The following is a 13,809-nucleotide window of genomic DNA, read 5'->3' as shown; positions in this document are numbered from 1 at the left end:
TCGCACCGGCCCTCCGACGGATTCGAGCGCCTGATCAGAGGTCATCACGATTGCGCGCCATCTCGACGTCGGCGAACTCCGCTCGTACCTCAACGCCGCTCCGCTCGACGATCTCCACGATGCGCACACTCCGGCGCCGGCTCGGCGAGCCCCCGAGGTGGTCGCGGAAGGGGCCGGGGCCTGAGATGATCACCGGCCGACCCGCCCGGGTCCTGCGCAGCCGCCGTCACATTTCATGATCGAGAACGCCGGCGGCGAGCCCGTTCCCACGACCTCCGAGGTGCCGATGTCCCACCCCTGGACCGACGGAACCGGACCCCGCACCGTCTCCGCAGCCGACCTACGCCGGTGGCCGCAGGCACTGGTGATCGATGTCCGCAGCGCCGCCGAGTTCGAGGCCCAGCACATCCACGGCTCCTATCACGTGCCCCTCGCCACCCTCGCCGAGCACGCGGCCGAGCTCGCCGCTCATCTCGACGCCCCGGCGTCCCCGCTGGTACTGGTGTGCCAGCCCGGCGTTTCGCGCCGAGCAGGGGCGACGTCACCTGGCCGCCGCCGGCCTGGACCACGCCCGCGTGCTCGACGCCGGGGTGCCGGCCTACGCCGCGGAAGGCGGTCACGTCGTCCGCGGACGGACGGCCTGGGCCCTGGAGCCTCAGGTCCGGCTCGTCGCCGGCTCGTTGGTGCTGACCGGCATCCTCGGCGGTCGCTTCGTCTCACCGAAGTTGCGGCTGCTGGCAGGTGGCATCGGCACCGGGCTGACCTTCTCGGCGCTGAGCAACACCTGCGGGACGGGTGCGATGCTGGCGAAGCTGCCGTTCAACCGGACGCCGTCGAACCGGCACCGGCAGCGGTCGTCGACCGGATCCGGCGGCGTGCCGGGCGAGCAGGGCGGCGGCCATCTGGCTGCGGCCGGCGTTGTGCACGCAGACGAACAGCACCTCGGGCACGTGGGTCATGACGGAACTCCGGTCCGGGTGACGAGGCGGCGGCGCAGCCACAGGGAGACGTAGACCAGGGCGACGAGGACGGGCACCTCGATCAGCGGGCCGACGACCCCGGCGAGGGCCTCGCCGGAGGTCACGCCGAAGGTGCCGATGGCCACGGCGATGGCGAGTTCGAAGTTGTTGCCCGCGGCGGTGAACGCGAGGGTGGTGGTGCGTTCGTAGCCCATGCCCAGGACGCGGCCGAGGGCGTAGGACCCGGCCCACATCAGGACGAAGTAGGCCAGCAACGGCAGTGCGATCCGGACGACGTCGAGCGGCCGGGAGATGATGGCGTCGCCCTGCAGGGCGAACAGCAGCACGATGGTGAACAGCAGGCCGTAGAGCGCGAACGGTCCGATCCGCGGGATCAGGCGCTCCTCGTACCAGGTGCGGCCCCTGGCGCGTTCACCGATCCGGCGGGTCAGGTAGCCGGCGAGCAGCGGGATGCCGAGGAACACCAGCACGGACTTGACGATGTCCCGGGTGGAGAACGCGACGTCGGTGACGGGCAGCCCGAGCAGGCCGGGCAGGGCGACGAGGTAGAACCAGCCCAGGGCACCGAAGGCGACGACCTGGAACACTGAGTTCAGGGCGACGAGCACGGCGGCGGCTTCGCGGTCGCCGCAGGCGAGGTCGTTCCAGATGACGACCATCGCGATGCAGCGGGCCAGGCCGACGATGATCAGGCCGGTGCGGTACTCGGGCAGGTCGGGCAACATCAGCCAGGCCAGCGCGAACATCAGGGCGGGCCCGAGGACCCAGTTCAGCACCAGCGAGCCGATCAGCAGGCGGCGGTCGCCGGTGACGGTGTCGAGGCGGTCGTAGCGGACCTTGGCCAGGACCGGGTACATCATCACGAGCAGGCCGAGTGCGATCGGCACCGAGATCCCGTCGACGGCGAGCGCGTCGAGCGCGGGGGCGACGCCGGGGACCAGACGGCCGAGCAGGAGCCCGGCGATCATGGCCGCGACGATCCAGACCGGGAGGAACCGGTCCAGGGTGGACAGGCGGGCGACGACGTCGCCGCGGTTCGTCGTGGAGCTCATCGGGTCGCCTGCGCGACGCTCCGGCCGGTGGCGCTCGGGGCGAGCACGCCCGCGAGACGACCGAGGACGTCGGGCAGGACCCGGTAGTAGATCCATGTCCCGCGTCGTTCCCCGGCGATCAGGCCGGCCTCGCGCAGCACCTTGAGGTGATGGGAGATCGTCGGACCGGACAGCTCGAACACGTCGCTCAGGTCGCAGACGCACGCCTCTCCCCCGGCGTGGGAGGCGATCAACGACAGCAGCCGCAACCGCACCGGGTCGCCCAGCGCCTTGAACACCCGGGCGAGGTCCGCGGCCTGCCCGCCGGACAACGGCTCGGCGACCAGCGGGGAGCAGCACTCGGGACCTTGCTTCGACATCTCACTATCTTGACAACCATCGAATCAGAGACGCAACCTCTGTTTCGACAGTCGTCAAGACAAGGAGGGGTCATGTCCCATGTGCAGCTCGCCCTGCGGGTGCCGGACCTGGAGGGCTCGATCGCGTTCTACCGGTCGCTGTTCGGGGTGGAACCGGCCAAGCGCCGCCCCGGCTACGCGAACTTCGCCGTCGCCGATCCGCCGTTGAAGCTGGTGCTGATCGAGGGCGAGCCCGGCCAGGCCACGGTGCTCGACCACCTCGGCGTCGAGGTCGAGGACACCGCCACGGTGCAGCAGGCCACCGGCCGGCTGTCCGGACTGGGACTGGTCACGCAGGTGGAGAACGACACCGTCTGCTGCCACGCCCGGCAGGACAAGGTGTGGGTGCACGGCCCGGGTGACGAGCCGTGGGAGGTCTACACGGTCACCGACGACTCCCCCGGGCACGGGCCGGACGGCGGCACGGTGCCGGCGGCCGGCCCGGCCGGCGGTTGCTGCGCGGGCCGCTGATCCTCTCCTCCGACGGCCGGCCGAGCGGGTGAGCATGGATCCCGGAGGCCCTGCGGCACACCGCAGCCGACGCTAGCCGGTCACCCCCGACGCCCGCCGCGCACGATGGTTGGCGACGTTGACCCGGTTCCCGCACAGACCGGGCATGCAGTAGCGGCGGCGCCCCGCCCGGGTCGAGTCGATGAACGCCCCGACGCAGGTGGGCGCGCTGCACTGCCGGAACCGCTGCTCGCCGAGGGCCTGCACGACGCCGAGGATCCCGACTCCGCAGACGAGCGCGAGCGCGTCGTCGACCCCGCCTCCCGGGGCGAGCTCCACCGCCCACCGATCGGCACGACCGCCGGGGACCAGCGTCAGCGCCCCGGCGGAGGCGGTCAGCGCGGTCGCCCCCGCGACGAGGCGCTCCCGCTCCGGGACGTCGATCAGCCCCCGCACGACGTAGCGCAGCGACTGCACCGCCCCCAGCCGGCGGTCGTCGGCCGCGCGCGCGAGCTCGCCCAGCCCGAACGGCCGCCCCGGATCGGCCGGGTCGGCCGCTGTGCGGTCGGACTCGTCGGCGAAGCCGACCAGTGCGTCGAGGTCGCCGAGGTGATCCGGCCCCTGCCACACCTCGGGCGTCGTGTTGGCCAGCCCGGTCGCCACGGTGGCGGCGAAGGCGTAACCGTCAAGAAGCACTTGCATACCTTACGCTCCCCCTCCTAGGCTCGGCTCAATCGGACTTTACCCCTTACATCATGGAGTCGAGCATGGCACCGATCGACGTCGACGTGATCGTGTTCGACGTGCTGGGGACGCTGGTGGACGAGGCGGCGGGCCTGCGCAGCGCCGTCGAACAGTGCGCCCCGGGCGCCGATCCCACGACGGCGGCCGGGCTCGTCGCCGTCTGGCAGCAGCACGTGGCGGTCGAGCAGGAGCGCATCATCGCCGGCGGGCGCGCGTTCGCGCCGAGCAGCGTCCTCGACGCCGAGGCCGCAACCGTCGTGGCCCGGCGCGCCGGGATCGACGATCCCGGGCAGCTGCAGCTCCTGGCCGCGGCCTCGACACGGCTCCCACCGTGGCCCGATTCGGCGCAGGGACTGGCCCGTCTGGCCGAACGACGTCCCGTGATCGGCCTGTCCAACGCCGACCGTTCGACGCTGCTGCGACTCGACGCCCACGCCGGCCTGCGCTGGCACCTGGCCCTGTCGGCCGAGGACGCCGCGACCTACAAGCCGGACCCGGCCGTCTACCGGCTCGCACTCACCGCCGCAGCGGTCGCCCCCGACCGTGTTCTCATGGTCGCCGCGCACGCCTGGGACCTGCGCGGCGCGGCGGCGCTGGGCATGCGGACCGCCTACGTCGAACGCCCTGGCGGTGATCCGCCGGCCGGCACGGACCGCTTCGATCTGCACACCACCGGTCTCGCCGACCTGGCCGACCGGCTCTGACGAACCAGGAGCACCGCCCATGATCGTCACCTTCGCCTTCACCCGACTCTCCGTGGACGTCCGGCGGTGGTTCGAGATCGCCCCCGACGCGACGATGGAGCGCGGGGCGCGGGTCGAGCTGCGGCTCCTCGAGCCCCAGCCGCACCGGGGAACCGAGTCGGCCTCCCAGCGGTCCGTCGCCGACAGCACGTTCTGGCGGGCCGACCTGTTCGACCGCCTCGACCAGCCGGGACGGTGGGCCGCGGCCCACTACCACCCGTCGTTCGACGGCGTCGAGCCCTCCGACCGCGTCTGGTCACCGGAGCTGACCGCCGACCCCTGGGGATGGCTGTCCGATCAGCTGCTGCACGTCGAGGACCGGTTCCGCTGGGCCGGGCTCGATCCGGCGCTCGCCCGCTACGACCTCGACGACCTGCGGGCCGTCGTGCCCCGGATCGTGGCCTGCGCCCGCGAGTTCGGTCCCGAGCGGACCATGACCCGCGACGACGACTTCCGGCTGACCCGGGACGCCGCCGAGCGCGTCCGCAGGATGATCGACCTCGTCCCGCCGGGCGTCCCGGTGGATCGCGAGTACCTGCGGCCGTGGATCGAGCAGCCCGGCTGAGCCACGGCGCGACGTCGACCGTCGCGCGCCGGGGCACGGTCGACCAGCACGGCGTCGCCCTCGGCGTGGATGCCGACGACGCCGCGGAACGGCGGCTCGCCACGCGGCCCTCCCGACGGCGTCGCCGATCGTCGACGGCTCCGCCGGACCGGAAGAATCGCGTCGGCGGAAAGCATTCCCGGCATCGGGACCGTGCGCCCGTCCGGGCACCCGGTGGAATCGACCAGGTCGACGGCTCCCGTCCGTATCGACACGGTCCGTCCCGGGCCGGGACCGGGCAGGTGCTGCCGAGCCGGAACCCCCGTCCTCCCGGGACACGACCGGCCATCGTGGACCGCAGGGCATTCCGCGCGTTCGGCGGGACGATTCCGGAAACGGGGACCCGAAAGGTCGTCGAACAATACCCGACGAACCGGCCATTCGTTTCCCGGTCGAGTTCGCCCGTGCTAGGTTGACGCCTCCGCCCGGCGCGTGTGCGGGACTCCGGACAGACCCCCGAACGGTTCGAGGAGGAGATCGGTGTCCCTGCGAGCGGCGCAGACCATCGCCTATCCGTCACCCGCCTCCCGCCCCCGGCGGCGCGACGTCGAGCCGACCGCCCCGCACGTGATCGTGCTGTTCGGGGCCACCGGCGATCTGGCCAAGCGCAAGCTCCTCCCGGGTCTCGCCTATCTCGCCGAGTCGGAACTGGCTCCCGACGTGCGCATCGTCGGCACCGCGATGGAGGACATGCCCGTCGAGGAGTTCCGCGACCTCGCCAAGAGCGCCATGCACGACTTCGGCGTGCACAAGCTGATCGACGAGGCCTGGGACCGGTTCGCCCAGCGGCTCAGCTACGTCGGCACCGGCGCGGGCCCCGAGGGCCTCGCCACGGCGGTCGCCACCGCCGAGGCGGAACTCGGGGAGGGCGCGCGCCGGCTGCACTACCTGTCCGTCCCCCCGAAAGCCGCGCAGAACGTGATCACGATGCTGCACGACGCGGACCTGGTGGACCGCTCCCGGGTCGTCATGGAGAAGCCGTTCGGCCACGACCTGCGCAGCGCCATCGAGCTCAACGACCACGTCCACGAGGTGTTCGACGAGTCGCAGGTCTTCCGCATCGACCACTTCCTCGGCAAGGAGGCCGCGCAGAACATCCTCGCGTTCCGCTTCGCCAACGGCCTGTTCGAGCCGATCTGGAACCGCAACTTCATCGACCACGTCCAGATCGACATCCCCGAGCAGCTCGGCCTCGACCAGCGCGCGGACTTCTACGAGTCCACCGGCGCGTACAAGGACATGGTCGTTACCCACCTCATGCAGGTGATGGCGTTCGTCGCGATGGAACCGCCGACGGCCCTGGAGCCGCGCGCCATCAGCGAGGAGAAGAACAAGGTCTTCCGCTCGATGCTGCCCATCCACCCGCACGAGGTCGTCCGCGGCCAGTACGGCGGCTACCGCGAGGAGCGCGGCGTGTCGCCCGACTCCGACACGGAGACCTTCATCGCGCTGCGCGTGGGCCTGGACAACTGGCGCTGGGCCGGAGTGCCGTTCTACCTCCGCACCGGCAAGCGCATGGCGGAGGGCCAGCGGATCATCTCGATCGCCTTCAAGGAGGCCCCGCGGACGATGTTCCCGCAGGGCTCGGGCGTCGGGGAGGCCGGGCCCGACCACCTCACGTTCGACCTCGCCGACTCGTCGCGGGTGTCGCTGTCGTTCTACGGGAAGCGGCCCGGGCCGGGCATGCGACTGGAGAAGCTGTCGATGCAGTTCTCCACCCAGGAGACCGAGACCGCGGGCGACGTCCTGGAGGCCTACGAGCGGCTGATCCTCGACGCGATGCGCGGCGACCACACCCTGTTCACCACCGCCGAGGGCATCGAGTCCCTGTGGGAACGGTCGCAGCCGTTGCTGGACGACCCGCCCGTCGTCAAGCGCTACCCGCCGGGCACCTGGGGGCCCAACTCGATCCACCAGCTCATCGCGCCGAACATGTGGCGGCTGCCGTTCGAGCGGGCCTGGCGCGAGACGAAGTAGCGGGTCGCGGGCCCGTCCCGGCCGACCCGGTGCCGGCTCGTGACGTCGGGGTCACCGTCCTCGATGTGGCCGCCGTGAGAGCGTCGCCCTTCCCGAGGATCGCCACCGCGGCCCGGACGATCGACGTTCCCCCGGCCGCCACACCGTCCGGCAGCGTCCCGACGTCCTCGATCCCGGTGCGGACGCCGTGCCCCCGGGCGGCGGCCTGCCGAAGCACCGGCCAGGACGCCGTCCCATCCCGTGGTGCAGCTGCTCGATCCCGATCCCGGCGGCGCGCAGGACCTGCTCCATCGCGATCGCGTGCGCGCACGCCTGCGCCGGATCGGATTCCATGGGTTCGACGACGACCCGCCGGAACCGGTGCACGACGCCGCGGCGCACCAGCAGCTCCGCGTCGGCGACGGTGAGCACGCAGGCCTCGACGCCCACCCCGCGGACGGCCCGGATCGCCGCCGTCACCGGGCCCTCGGCCGGCGTCTCGACGCCGTCGTCGTCGAACGCGTGCAGGTGCAGCAGGTCCGCACCGGCCGCGACACAGGCGGCGGCGGCGATCTCGTCCGGCGTACGCGGCATGGCGGGATGCGCGGCGTCGCCGTTGCGCGCCACCTGCAGGGCACCGGGACGGTGAACGGTTGCCTCACCCGGACCACGCAACACCATGCCCCCGCGGCAGGGTCAAGCCCGGTCAGACCGGCGGCCAGTTCCGCAGCGCGGTGTCGGCGACCTCCTGCAGCTCCCCCCGCGACGCCCCGCCCGCCGCCTGCACGGCGATCCCGTTCGCCACGGTCATGATGTAGCGGGCGAGCCGCCGCGGGTCCGCGCCCGCGGGCAGGTCGCCCTCGTCGACCGCCCGCCGGAAGCGCTCCGCGAGCCGCACCTCGGCCGCGGTGCGCCACTCGACCAGCGCGTCGTGGATCGGGCGGCCCGCCTCGCCTGAGGCCAGCGAGCCCTGGACCCCCAGGCAGCCGGCCGGTGCGTCGGGACGGGTGGTGGTCCGGACCGAGCCGTTCAGGAACGCCGAGGCCACCGCCAGTGCGGTGGGCTCGGTCAGCGCCAGCTCCCCGTACGACGCCGGTCCCTCGGTGTAGCGGTCCAGGGCCCGGCGGAACAGCTGCTCCTTGTTGCCGAAGGCCGCGTACATGCTGGTCCGGGTGATGCCCATGGCCGCGGTCAGGTCGGCGAGGCCGGCGCCCTCGTAGCCCTTCTCCCAGAACACGAGCAGCGCGCGTTCGAGCGCCTCGTCGGCGTCGAACCCGCGGGGCCGGCCGACGGGGGCCTTCTTCGCACCGGTCACGGGACCCAGACTACTCGTTCTGTATCGATCGGTACCGAAGTGCTATGGTCTTTTCAGTACCGATCGGTACTGAACCGGCGGGAGAGGGTGGCATGGGACAGCTCGAGGGCCGGACGGCCGTGGTGACCGGCGGCAGCAGTGGGATCGGCCTGGCGGCCGCCCGGCGGTTCGCCGCCGAGGGTGCGCACGTGTTCGTCACCGGCAGGAACGAGGCCGAGCTGGACGCGGCCGTCGAGACGATCGGCCCGGCCACCGGGGTGCCGGGCGACGTCGCCGACCTGGACCATCTCGACCGGCTCTACGCCGCGGTCCGGGAGCGGGGCGACGGCTTGGACGTCGTGTTCGCGAACGCCGGGACGGCGGAGTTCCGTCCGCTCGGCGAGATCACCGAGGAGCACGTCGACCGGATCTTCGACGTCAACGTGCGCGGCACGCTGTTCACCGTGCAGAAGGCGCTGCCACTGCTCAACGACGGCGCCTCGGTGATCGTGAACTCCTCGACCCGGGCTGGCTTCGCGGCGAAGGTGCCGCTCGGCCGCGCGGGCACCGCGGACGAGGTCGCCGACGCCGTCGCCTTCCTCGCGTCCGCGCAGAGCAGCTTCGTGCTCGGTGCGAACCTCTACGTCGACGGCGGCGAGAAGCAGCTCTGACCCGGACGACGAGAACAGGAGACCGTATGGAACTCGGACTGCACATCGCCGACTTCACCTGGAACGGCGGCGCCGCGGCGCTCGGCCCCGCGCTCGCCCGGCACGCCCGGGACGCGGAGGCCGCGGGCATCAGCCGGATCACCGTGATGGACCACTTCTGGCAGCTCGGCGGCAACGTCGGTCTCGGCCCGTTCGAGAACGACATGCTGGAGGCGTACACCACGCTCGGCTTCCTCGCGGCGGCCACCGAGCGGGTGCGGCTGCACACGCTCGTCACCGGCGTCACCTACCGGGAGCCGGCCCTGGTCGCGAAGCAGGTCTCCACCCTGGACGTGCTGTCCGGCGGCCGCGCCGGACTGGGCGTCGGTGCGGCCTGGGCGGCCGACGAGTCCGCAGGACTGGGCTTCGGCTTCCCGCCGACCCGGGAGCGGTTCGAGCGACTGGAGGAGGCGATCCGGATCTGCCTGCAGATGTGGTCGGACTCCGACGACCCGTTCACCGGCGAGCACTACCGGCTCGGCCGCACCCTGAACGTGCCGCAGACCCTGCAGCGGCCGCACCCTTACCTGCTGATCGGCGGATCCGGCGAGAAGCGCACGCTGCGGCTGGTCGCGCAGTACGCCGACGCCTGCAACATCGCCGCGACGCCGGAGTCGGCCCGAAAGCTCGACGTGCTGCGGGCGCACTGCGACGCGGTCGGGCGCGACTACGCCGACATCGAGAAGACCGCGATGATCGGGATCGACCCGGACACCACCGCCGACGACGTCGTCCGGGCCGCGTCGGCGCAACGCGACCTGGGGTTCAGCACGGTCTACGTCTTCGCCCGGCGGATCCCGGAGCCGGGGCGGATCGTCGACGTCGTCGGGGCGGCGGCGGGCCAGCTGGGCTGAGCCCCGGACAGACACCGGGCCCCCGCGGGAGACCGCGGGGGCCCGCTTGCGCCTTGCAAGCTGCGCCACTGTGCGCCATGGTGGCGCCATTCAGTTGGACGGATATGTCGACCGGCTCCGGACCCAGTTCGCGGCCGTCGGCGAGGTCGCGGGTGACGACGTCCGCGACCTCGCCGAACGCCTGATGGGCCCGCTGGAGTCCACCCTGCGCCTGGTCCTGCTGGAGGCGCTGACCGCGGCCGCCGACGAGATCACCCTCGATCTCGTGCCCGGCCCGGTGCACCTGCGACTGAGCGGGTCCGATCCCGAGTTCGTGGTCAGCACCACTCCCGCAGTGGCGCCATCGGCGCCATCGGTGCCGTCCGTGGCGCCACCGCAGGAGCCCGAGGGGCCGGTCGCCCGGATCAACTTCCGGCCGCCGGAGAGCCTCAAGGCCCGGATCGAGGAGGCCGCCGCCCGCGACGGCCTCAGCGTGAACACCTGGCTGACCCGGGTCGCGTCCGCCGCACTCGATCCACCGTGCGCACCGGCCGGCGAACAGCGCCGGACCGGCCGGTTCGGCTGAGCCGCACCGACCTTCCCACTCACGGTGCCCGCGTGGCGCCGAGGAGGCGACGAACCATGCCCACCGTCGACACCCCCGATCCGATCATGGTGACCGTCGAGCTGCCGATCGGCGAGCTCCGGGTCGTCGCCTCCGCCCGAACCGACACGACCGTCGGGGTGCACGCCGCCGCACCCGCCGACCGGGCACAGGCGGAGCCTTTCCGGATCGAGCTCACCGGGACCGAGCTGCGCGTCACCGGTCCCCCGCTGGGCCTGCTGCAGAAGCTCACGCCACGCACGCCCGGGCGGTCGATCGCGGTGCAGATCGGCCTCCCGGCCGGTTCCGCACTGGACGCCAGGACGTCCTGCGGCGAGATCCACACCGAGGGCAGGCTCGGTCCGTACACGATCCGCAGCGGCTACGGCGGCGTCCGAGTGCAGAGCGCCGCCTCGGCCGAGCTCCGCAGCCGATCGTGCTGCTGCTGTTCGTGCACGCCTTCGGCGCGACGATGGGCGCCGCTCTCGCCGGACCGGGGGCCGGCCGCACCGAGTACCTCGTCTACATCACCCCGGCGATCCCTGCTGATGACGATCTCCAGCGTCGCGCTGGCGACCGCGCTCGGGGTGGCCACCGACATGACCGGGGGGATCGTCGCCCGGTTCCGGACGATGGCGATCGCCCGGATCAGCGTGCTCACCGGGCACGTCGTCGCCGCGTTCACGCAGACCGCCGTCGCGCTCGCCGTCGTCGGGCTGGTGGCGGTCGCGATGGGCTTCCGCAGCACCGCCGGGCCGCTCGGCTGGCTCGGCACGATCGGCCTGCTGGCGCTGGTCACGGTCGCGCTGACCTGGTTCACCGTGGCGCTGGGGCTGGCCGCCGACACCGTCGAGTCGGCCAGCAACACCCCGCTGTTCCTGGTGCTGCTGCCGTTCCTCAGCAGCGGCTTCGTGCCCACCGGCTCGATGCCGGCCGGGTTGCGCTGGTTCGCCGAGTACCAGCCGTTCAGCCCGATGATCGACGCGCTGCGCGGGCTGCTCGGGATCGGCCCGGCCGACGGGCTCGGCACCAGCGCCGCGCTCGCCGTCGGTTGGTGTGTGCTGATCACCGTGGCGAGCCGCCTGTGGGCCCGGCGGCTCTACCGAACCCGCGCCGGGCGCTGAGCCGCTGGCCGGACCGCGTGCAGTCCCCCCGGCGGCAGGCAGCCGTCGGCACCGGCGTCGGCACCGGCGCACCGGGTCACGTCCGGGCCACACCCAGCGCCCGCTCCAGGACGGCCCGCAACCGCTCCGGATCGGGCGGCTCGTCGTCGAGCAGGATCGAGGCGCACAGCCCGTCCGCGGTGGCGATCAGTGCGGTCGCGGCGTGCGGGTCGTCGGTGCGGGTGCGGGCGATCTCGGCGACGAGCGCCCGCCAGCCGTGCGCGAGCCCGCGCAGCGCCGGGCGCCGGGCAGCCAGTGTGGACAGCTCGCGCTCGGCCAGCGCCCGGCCGCGGCCCGCCCCGGTGCCGGAGTCGGCGAGCAGCCGGGCGAGCCCGGTCAGCGGGTCCGCACCGGAGTCCAGCGCCGCCCGCAGGATCCGCTCGTAGTCCCGGCCGACCTCGGTCAGCGCGGCGACCAGCAGGTCGTCGAGGGTGGCGAAGTAGTAGGTGGCGAGGCTGGTCGGGGTGCCCGCCTCGCGGGCGACGCTGCGGTGCGTGACGCCGGCGGCGCCGTCCCGCGCGACCACCCGCAGGGTCGCCGCGATCAGCTCGGCGCGGCGGCGCTCCCCGCGCGCGCGGCGCCCGTCGAACGGTGTGTCGGTGCCCGGCACGCAACCCCCTCTGCTCGGCGCCCACCCCACGCTATCGGCCGGGCCCCGCGGCCCGGCGAGATGCGCACCAGCGCGAATAGTCGATCTTTCCGGAACGCTCAGCTGCATCTCGACGGTTCGGGACGGCCGACCGGGGCGACCCGGCGTAGCGTCAGGAGGGCGAGGAGGGCGAGCGCGGCGACGGCGACCCCGGTCGCGGCGCCGACCACGCCCAGCCCGGTGGCCTGGGCGTGGCGGGCGGCGTCCAGGACGGCCGGCGGCAGGTCGGCGGCGACCGCGCCGGCCAGGCTCGCCGCAGCGGCGCCGTCCAGCCCGGCGGCGGTGGGCAGCCCGGCGGCGCCGTCCAGTCCGGCGGCGGTGGGCAGTCCGGCGGCGGTCAGCGACGCGCGGTAGACGGCGTTCGCGACGCTGCCGAGCACCGCCACCCCGACCGCGATGCCGAGCTCCTGCACGGTCTCCGACATCGCCGCCGCCGATCCGGCCCGGTGCGCCGGGGCGCTGCCGACGACCAGCTCGGTGCCGAGCGCGGCCACCGCGCCGAGCCCGAGATAGACCAGCGCGAACGCGGACACCACCAGGCCGGTGTTGCCCGGTCCGTCGACGGCGGCGAACAGCAGGTGGCCCACCGCGGAGGCGGCCAGCGTCGCGGCGACGACGACGCCCGGCCGGATCCGCCGGGCCAGCAGCGGGGCGCCGATCGCCGCGACGAACATCGCGAGCGCCGGCGGCGCCATCCACAGACCCGCGGTGAGCGGGGAGAACCCCTCCACGAACTGCAGGTGCTGGGTGACCAGGTACATCGCGCCGCCCACGCCGACCAGCGCGACGAGCAGCACCAGCAGTGCGGCACCGAACGCGGGCACCCGGAACAGCCGCAGGTCGAGTAGCGGATCGTCCAGCCTGCCCTGCCGCCGGACGAACAGCACCGCGAACAGCGTCCCCGCCGTCGCGGCGGCCACCGTGCGGGCGTCGACGCCGGCCGCTGCCCCGTGCTTGACCGCGTAGACCAGCGGCAGGATCGCGAGCAGCGACAGCGCGACGCTGGTGGGATCGAGGCGTCCGGCGGCGGGATCGCGGTACTCCGGCAGCAGCAGCGGGGCGGCGACCAGCACGACCACGACGACCGGGATCCCGAGCAGGAACACCGACCCCCACCAGAAGCGCTCCAGCAGCAGGCCACCGGCCAGCGGCCCGAGCGCCATCCCGAGCGCGAACATGGTCGCCCACACACCGATCGCCAGGCCGCGCTGCCGGACGTCGGTGAACATGTTCCCGATCAGTGCGAGCGTCGAGGGCATCAGCGTCGCACCGGCGACGCCGAGCGCGGCGCGGGCGGCGATCAGCATCTCCGCGGAGGTCGCGAACGCCGCGGCGACCGAGGCGGCGCCGAACGCGACGAGCCCGATCATCAGCAGCCGACGCCGCCCGGTGCGGTCCCCGAGGGTGCCCATCGTGATCAGCAGTCCGGCGATCATGAACCCGTAGACGTCCATGATCCACAGTGCCTGGGTACTACTGGGCCGCAGATCCAGCGACAGCTCCGGGAGTGCCAGGTACAGCACGGTGACGTCCAGCCCGAGCAACGCGGTGGGCAGCGCGAGCACGGCCAATCCGATCCACTGACGGGGACCGGCCCGGACGACGGCGGGTGATGGGGGCACGCGGGAC

General features: G+C 73.2%; 15 protein-coding genes and 2 pseudogenes. 9 read left to right on the top strand and 8 right to left on the bottom strand.

Translation table 11 applies throughout. From position 1 onward, the window contains the following. Window positions 1-235: 235 nt before the first annotated feature. Window positions 236-475 (top strand): annotated as a pseudogene (locus ABZ881_RS24850) (rhodanese-like domain-containing protein); the annotation flags it as partial. 391 nt (window positions 476-866) lie between these two features. On the opposite strand, the pseudogene ABZ881_RS24845 reads toward ABZ881_RS24850, so the two are convergent. The 3 genes and pseudogenes from ABZ881_RS24845 to ABZ881_RS24835 all read right to left on the bottom strand — a co-directional run. Beyond that, window positions 867-959 (bottom strand): annotated as a pseudogene (locus tag ABZ881_RS24845) (arsenate reductase ArsC); the annotation flags it as partial. Next, window positions 956-2,032 (bottom strand): ACR3 family arsenite efflux transporter, encoded by a 1,077-nt coding sequence (gene arsB / locus ABZ881_RS24840; protein ID WP_358487988.1) that lies wholly within the window; start codon window positions 2,030-2,032, stop codon window positions 956-958. The pseudogene ABZ881_RS24845 and the gene arsB, both read right to left, overlap by 4 nt. After that, complete coding sequence (locus ABZ881_RS24835) at window positions 2,029-2,391, bottom strand: metalloregulator ArsR/SmtB family transcription factor (protein WP_358487987.1); 363 nt, start codon at window positions 2,389-2,391, stop codon at window positions 2,029-2,031. The genes arsB and ABZ881_RS24835 overlap by 4 nt, the downstream gene beginning before the upstream one ends. Before the next feature lie 72 nt (window positions 2,392-2,463). Between ABZ881_RS24835 and ABZ881_RS24830 the strand changes: the two genes are divergently transcribed. After that, window positions 2,464-2,901 carry an ArsI/CadI family heavy metal resistance metalloenzyme gene (locus ABZ881_RS24830; RefSeq protein ID WP_358487985.1) on the top strand — a complete coding sequence of 146 codons (438 nt, stop codon included), beginning with the start codon at window positions 2,464-2,466 and terminating at the stop codon, window positions 2,899-2,901. Between the two features lie 72 nt (window positions 2,902-2,973). Here ABZ881_RS24830 and ABZ881_RS24825 read toward each other — a convergent pair whose 3' ends face one another. Then, window positions 2,974-3,576, bottom strand: coding sequence for a CGNR zinc finger domain-containing protein (locus tag ABZ881_RS24825; RefSeq protein WP_358487984.1), 603 nt, complete (start codon window positions 3,574-3,576; stop codon window positions 2,974-2,976). 71 nt (window positions 3,577-3,647) lie between these two features. Here ABZ881_RS24825 and ABZ881_RS24820 point away from each other — a divergent pair, with 71 nt between their 5' ends. The 3 genes from ABZ881_RS24820 (at window position 3,648) to zwf (ending at window position 6,948) form a co-directional block, all read left to right on the top strand. Continuing rightward, complete coding sequence (locus tag ABZ881_RS24820; protein WP_358487982.1) at window positions 3,648-4,328, top strand: haloacid dehalogenase type II; 681 nt, start codon at window positions 3,648-3,650, stop codon at window positions 4,326-4,328. Window positions 4,329-4,347: 19 nt separating this feature from the next. Continuing rightward, the gene (locus tag ABZ881_RS24815) at window positions 4,348-4,932 is read left to right on the top strand and encodes a hypothetical protein (protein WP_358487981.1); all 585 of its coding nucleotides are present in this window, start codon (window positions 4,348-4,350) and stop codon (window positions 4,930-4,932) included. A gap of 519 nt (window positions 4,933-5,451) precedes the next feature. Continuing rightward, window positions 5,452-6,948, top strand: a complete 1,497-nt coding sequence (gene zwf / locus ABZ881_RS24810) for a glucose-6-phosphate dehydrogenase (RefSeq protein WP_358487980.1) — start codon at window positions 5,452-5,454, stop codon at window positions 6,946-6,948. Window positions 6,949-6,999: 51 nt separating this feature from the next. On the opposite strand, the gene ABZ881_RS24805 is transcribed toward zwf, so the two are convergent. After that, window positions 7,000-7,554 (bottom strand): 3-keto-5-aminohexanoate cleavage protein, encoded by a 555-nt coding sequence (locus ABZ881_RS24805; protein ID WP_358487979.1) that lies wholly within the window; start codon window positions 7,552-7,554, stop codon window positions 7,000-7,002. A gap of 79 nt (window positions 7,555-7,633) precedes the next feature. Beyond that, window positions 7,634-8,242 carry a TetR/AcrR family transcriptional regulator gene (locus tag ABZ881_RS24800; protein ID WP_358487977.1) on the bottom strand — a complete coding sequence of 203 codons (609 nt, stop codon included), beginning with the start codon at window positions 8,240-8,242 and terminating at the stop codon, window positions 7,634-7,636. Window positions 8,243-8,334: 92 nt separating this feature from the next. Here ABZ881_RS24800 and ABZ881_RS24795 point away from each other — a divergent pair, with 92 nt between their 5' ends. The 4 genes from ABZ881_RS24795 (at window position 8,335) to ABZ881_RS24780 (ending at window position 11,492) form a co-directional block, all read left to right on the top strand. Further along, a complete protein-coding gene (locus ABZ881_RS24795) occupies window positions 8,335-8,892 on the top strand; it encodes an SDR family oxidoreductase (protein WP_358487976.1) in 558 nt (185 codons plus the stop codon). Window positions 8,893-8,918: 26 nt separating this feature from the next. Beyond that, window positions 8,919-9,785, top strand: a complete 867-nt coding sequence (locus tag ABZ881_RS24790; RefSeq protein WP_358487975.1) for an LLM class F420-dependent oxidoreductase — start codon at window positions 8,919-8,921, stop codon at window positions 9,783-9,785. A 94-nt stretch (window positions 9,786-9,879) separates the two neighbouring features. After that, a complete protein-coding gene (locus tag ABZ881_RS24785; protein ID WP_358487974.1) occupies window positions 9,880-10,350 on the top strand; it encodes a hypothetical protein in 471 nt (156 codons plus the stop codon). Between the two features lie 56 nt (window positions 10,351-10,406). Then, window positions 10,407-11,492 (top strand): ABC transporter permease, encoded by a 1,086-nt coding sequence (locus ABZ881_RS24780; RefSeq protein ID WP_358487972.1) that lies wholly within the window; start codon window positions 10,407-10,409, stop codon window positions 11,490-11,492. A 76-nt stretch (window positions 11,493-11,568) separates the two neighbouring features. Here ABZ881_RS24780 and ABZ881_RS24775 read toward each other — a convergent pair whose 3' ends face one another. Next, entirely contained in the window at window positions 11,569-12,141 is a 573-nt protein-coding gene (locus tag ABZ881_RS24775) for a TetR family transcriptional regulator (protein ID WP_358487971.1), read from the bottom strand. Window positions 12,142-12,239: 98 nt separating this feature from the next. Further along, window positions 12,240-13,802, bottom strand: a complete 1,563-nt coding sequence (locus tag ABZ881_RS24770; RefSeq protein ID WP_358487969.1) for an MFS transporter — start codon at window positions 13,800-13,802, stop codon at window positions 12,240-12,242. Window positions 13,803-13,809: the final 7 nt, after the last annotated feature.

The sequence above is a fragment of the Pseudonocardia sp. NPDC046786 genome, from assembly GCF_040645415.1.
In the GTDB taxonomy this organism is placed as follows: domain Bacteria; phylum Actinomycetota; class Actinomycetes; order Mycobacteriales; family Pseudonocardiaceae; genus Pseudonocardia; species Pseudonocardia kongjuensis.
The sequence above is the reverse complement of the archived record's forward strand: the minus strand, read 5'-3'. Positions and strand labels throughout refer to the sequence as shown.

Excerpts from the sequence above, each read along its gene's own strand:
- ABZ881_RS24790 (WP_358487975.1), top strand. The coding sequence starts at position 8,919 with ATGGAACTCGGACTGCACATCGCCGACTTCACCTGGAACGGCGGCGCC.
- arsB (WP_358487988.1), bottom strand. The coding sequence starts at position 2,032 with ATGAGCTCCACGACGAACCGCGGCGACGTCGTCGCCCGCCTGTCCACC.
- ABZ881_RS24830 (WP_358487985.1), top strand. The coding sequence starts at position 2,464 with ATGTCCCATGTGCAGCTCGCCCTGCGGGTGCCGGACCTGGAGGGCTCG.
- ABZ881_RS24795 (WP_358487976.1), top strand. The coding sequence starts at position 8,335 with ATGGGACAGCTCGAGGGCCGGACGGCCGTGGTGACCGGCGGCAGCAGT.
- ABZ881_RS24835 (WP_358487987.1), bottom strand. The coding sequence starts at position 2,391 with ATGTCGAAGCAAGGTCCCGAGTGCTGCTCCCCGCTGGTCGCCGAGCCG.
- ABZ881_RS24820 (WP_358487982.1), top strand. The coding sequence starts at position 3,648 with ATGGCACCGATCGACGTCGACGTGATCGTGTTCGACGTGCTGGGGACG.
- ABZ881_RS24780 (WP_358487972.1), top strand. The coding sequence starts at position 10,407 with ATGCCCACCGTCGACACCCCCGATCCGATCATGGTGACCGTCGAGCTG.
- ABZ881_RS24815 (WP_358487981.1), top strand. The coding sequence starts at position 4,348 with ATGATCGTCACCTTCGCCTTCACCCGACTCTCCGTGGACGTCCGGCGG.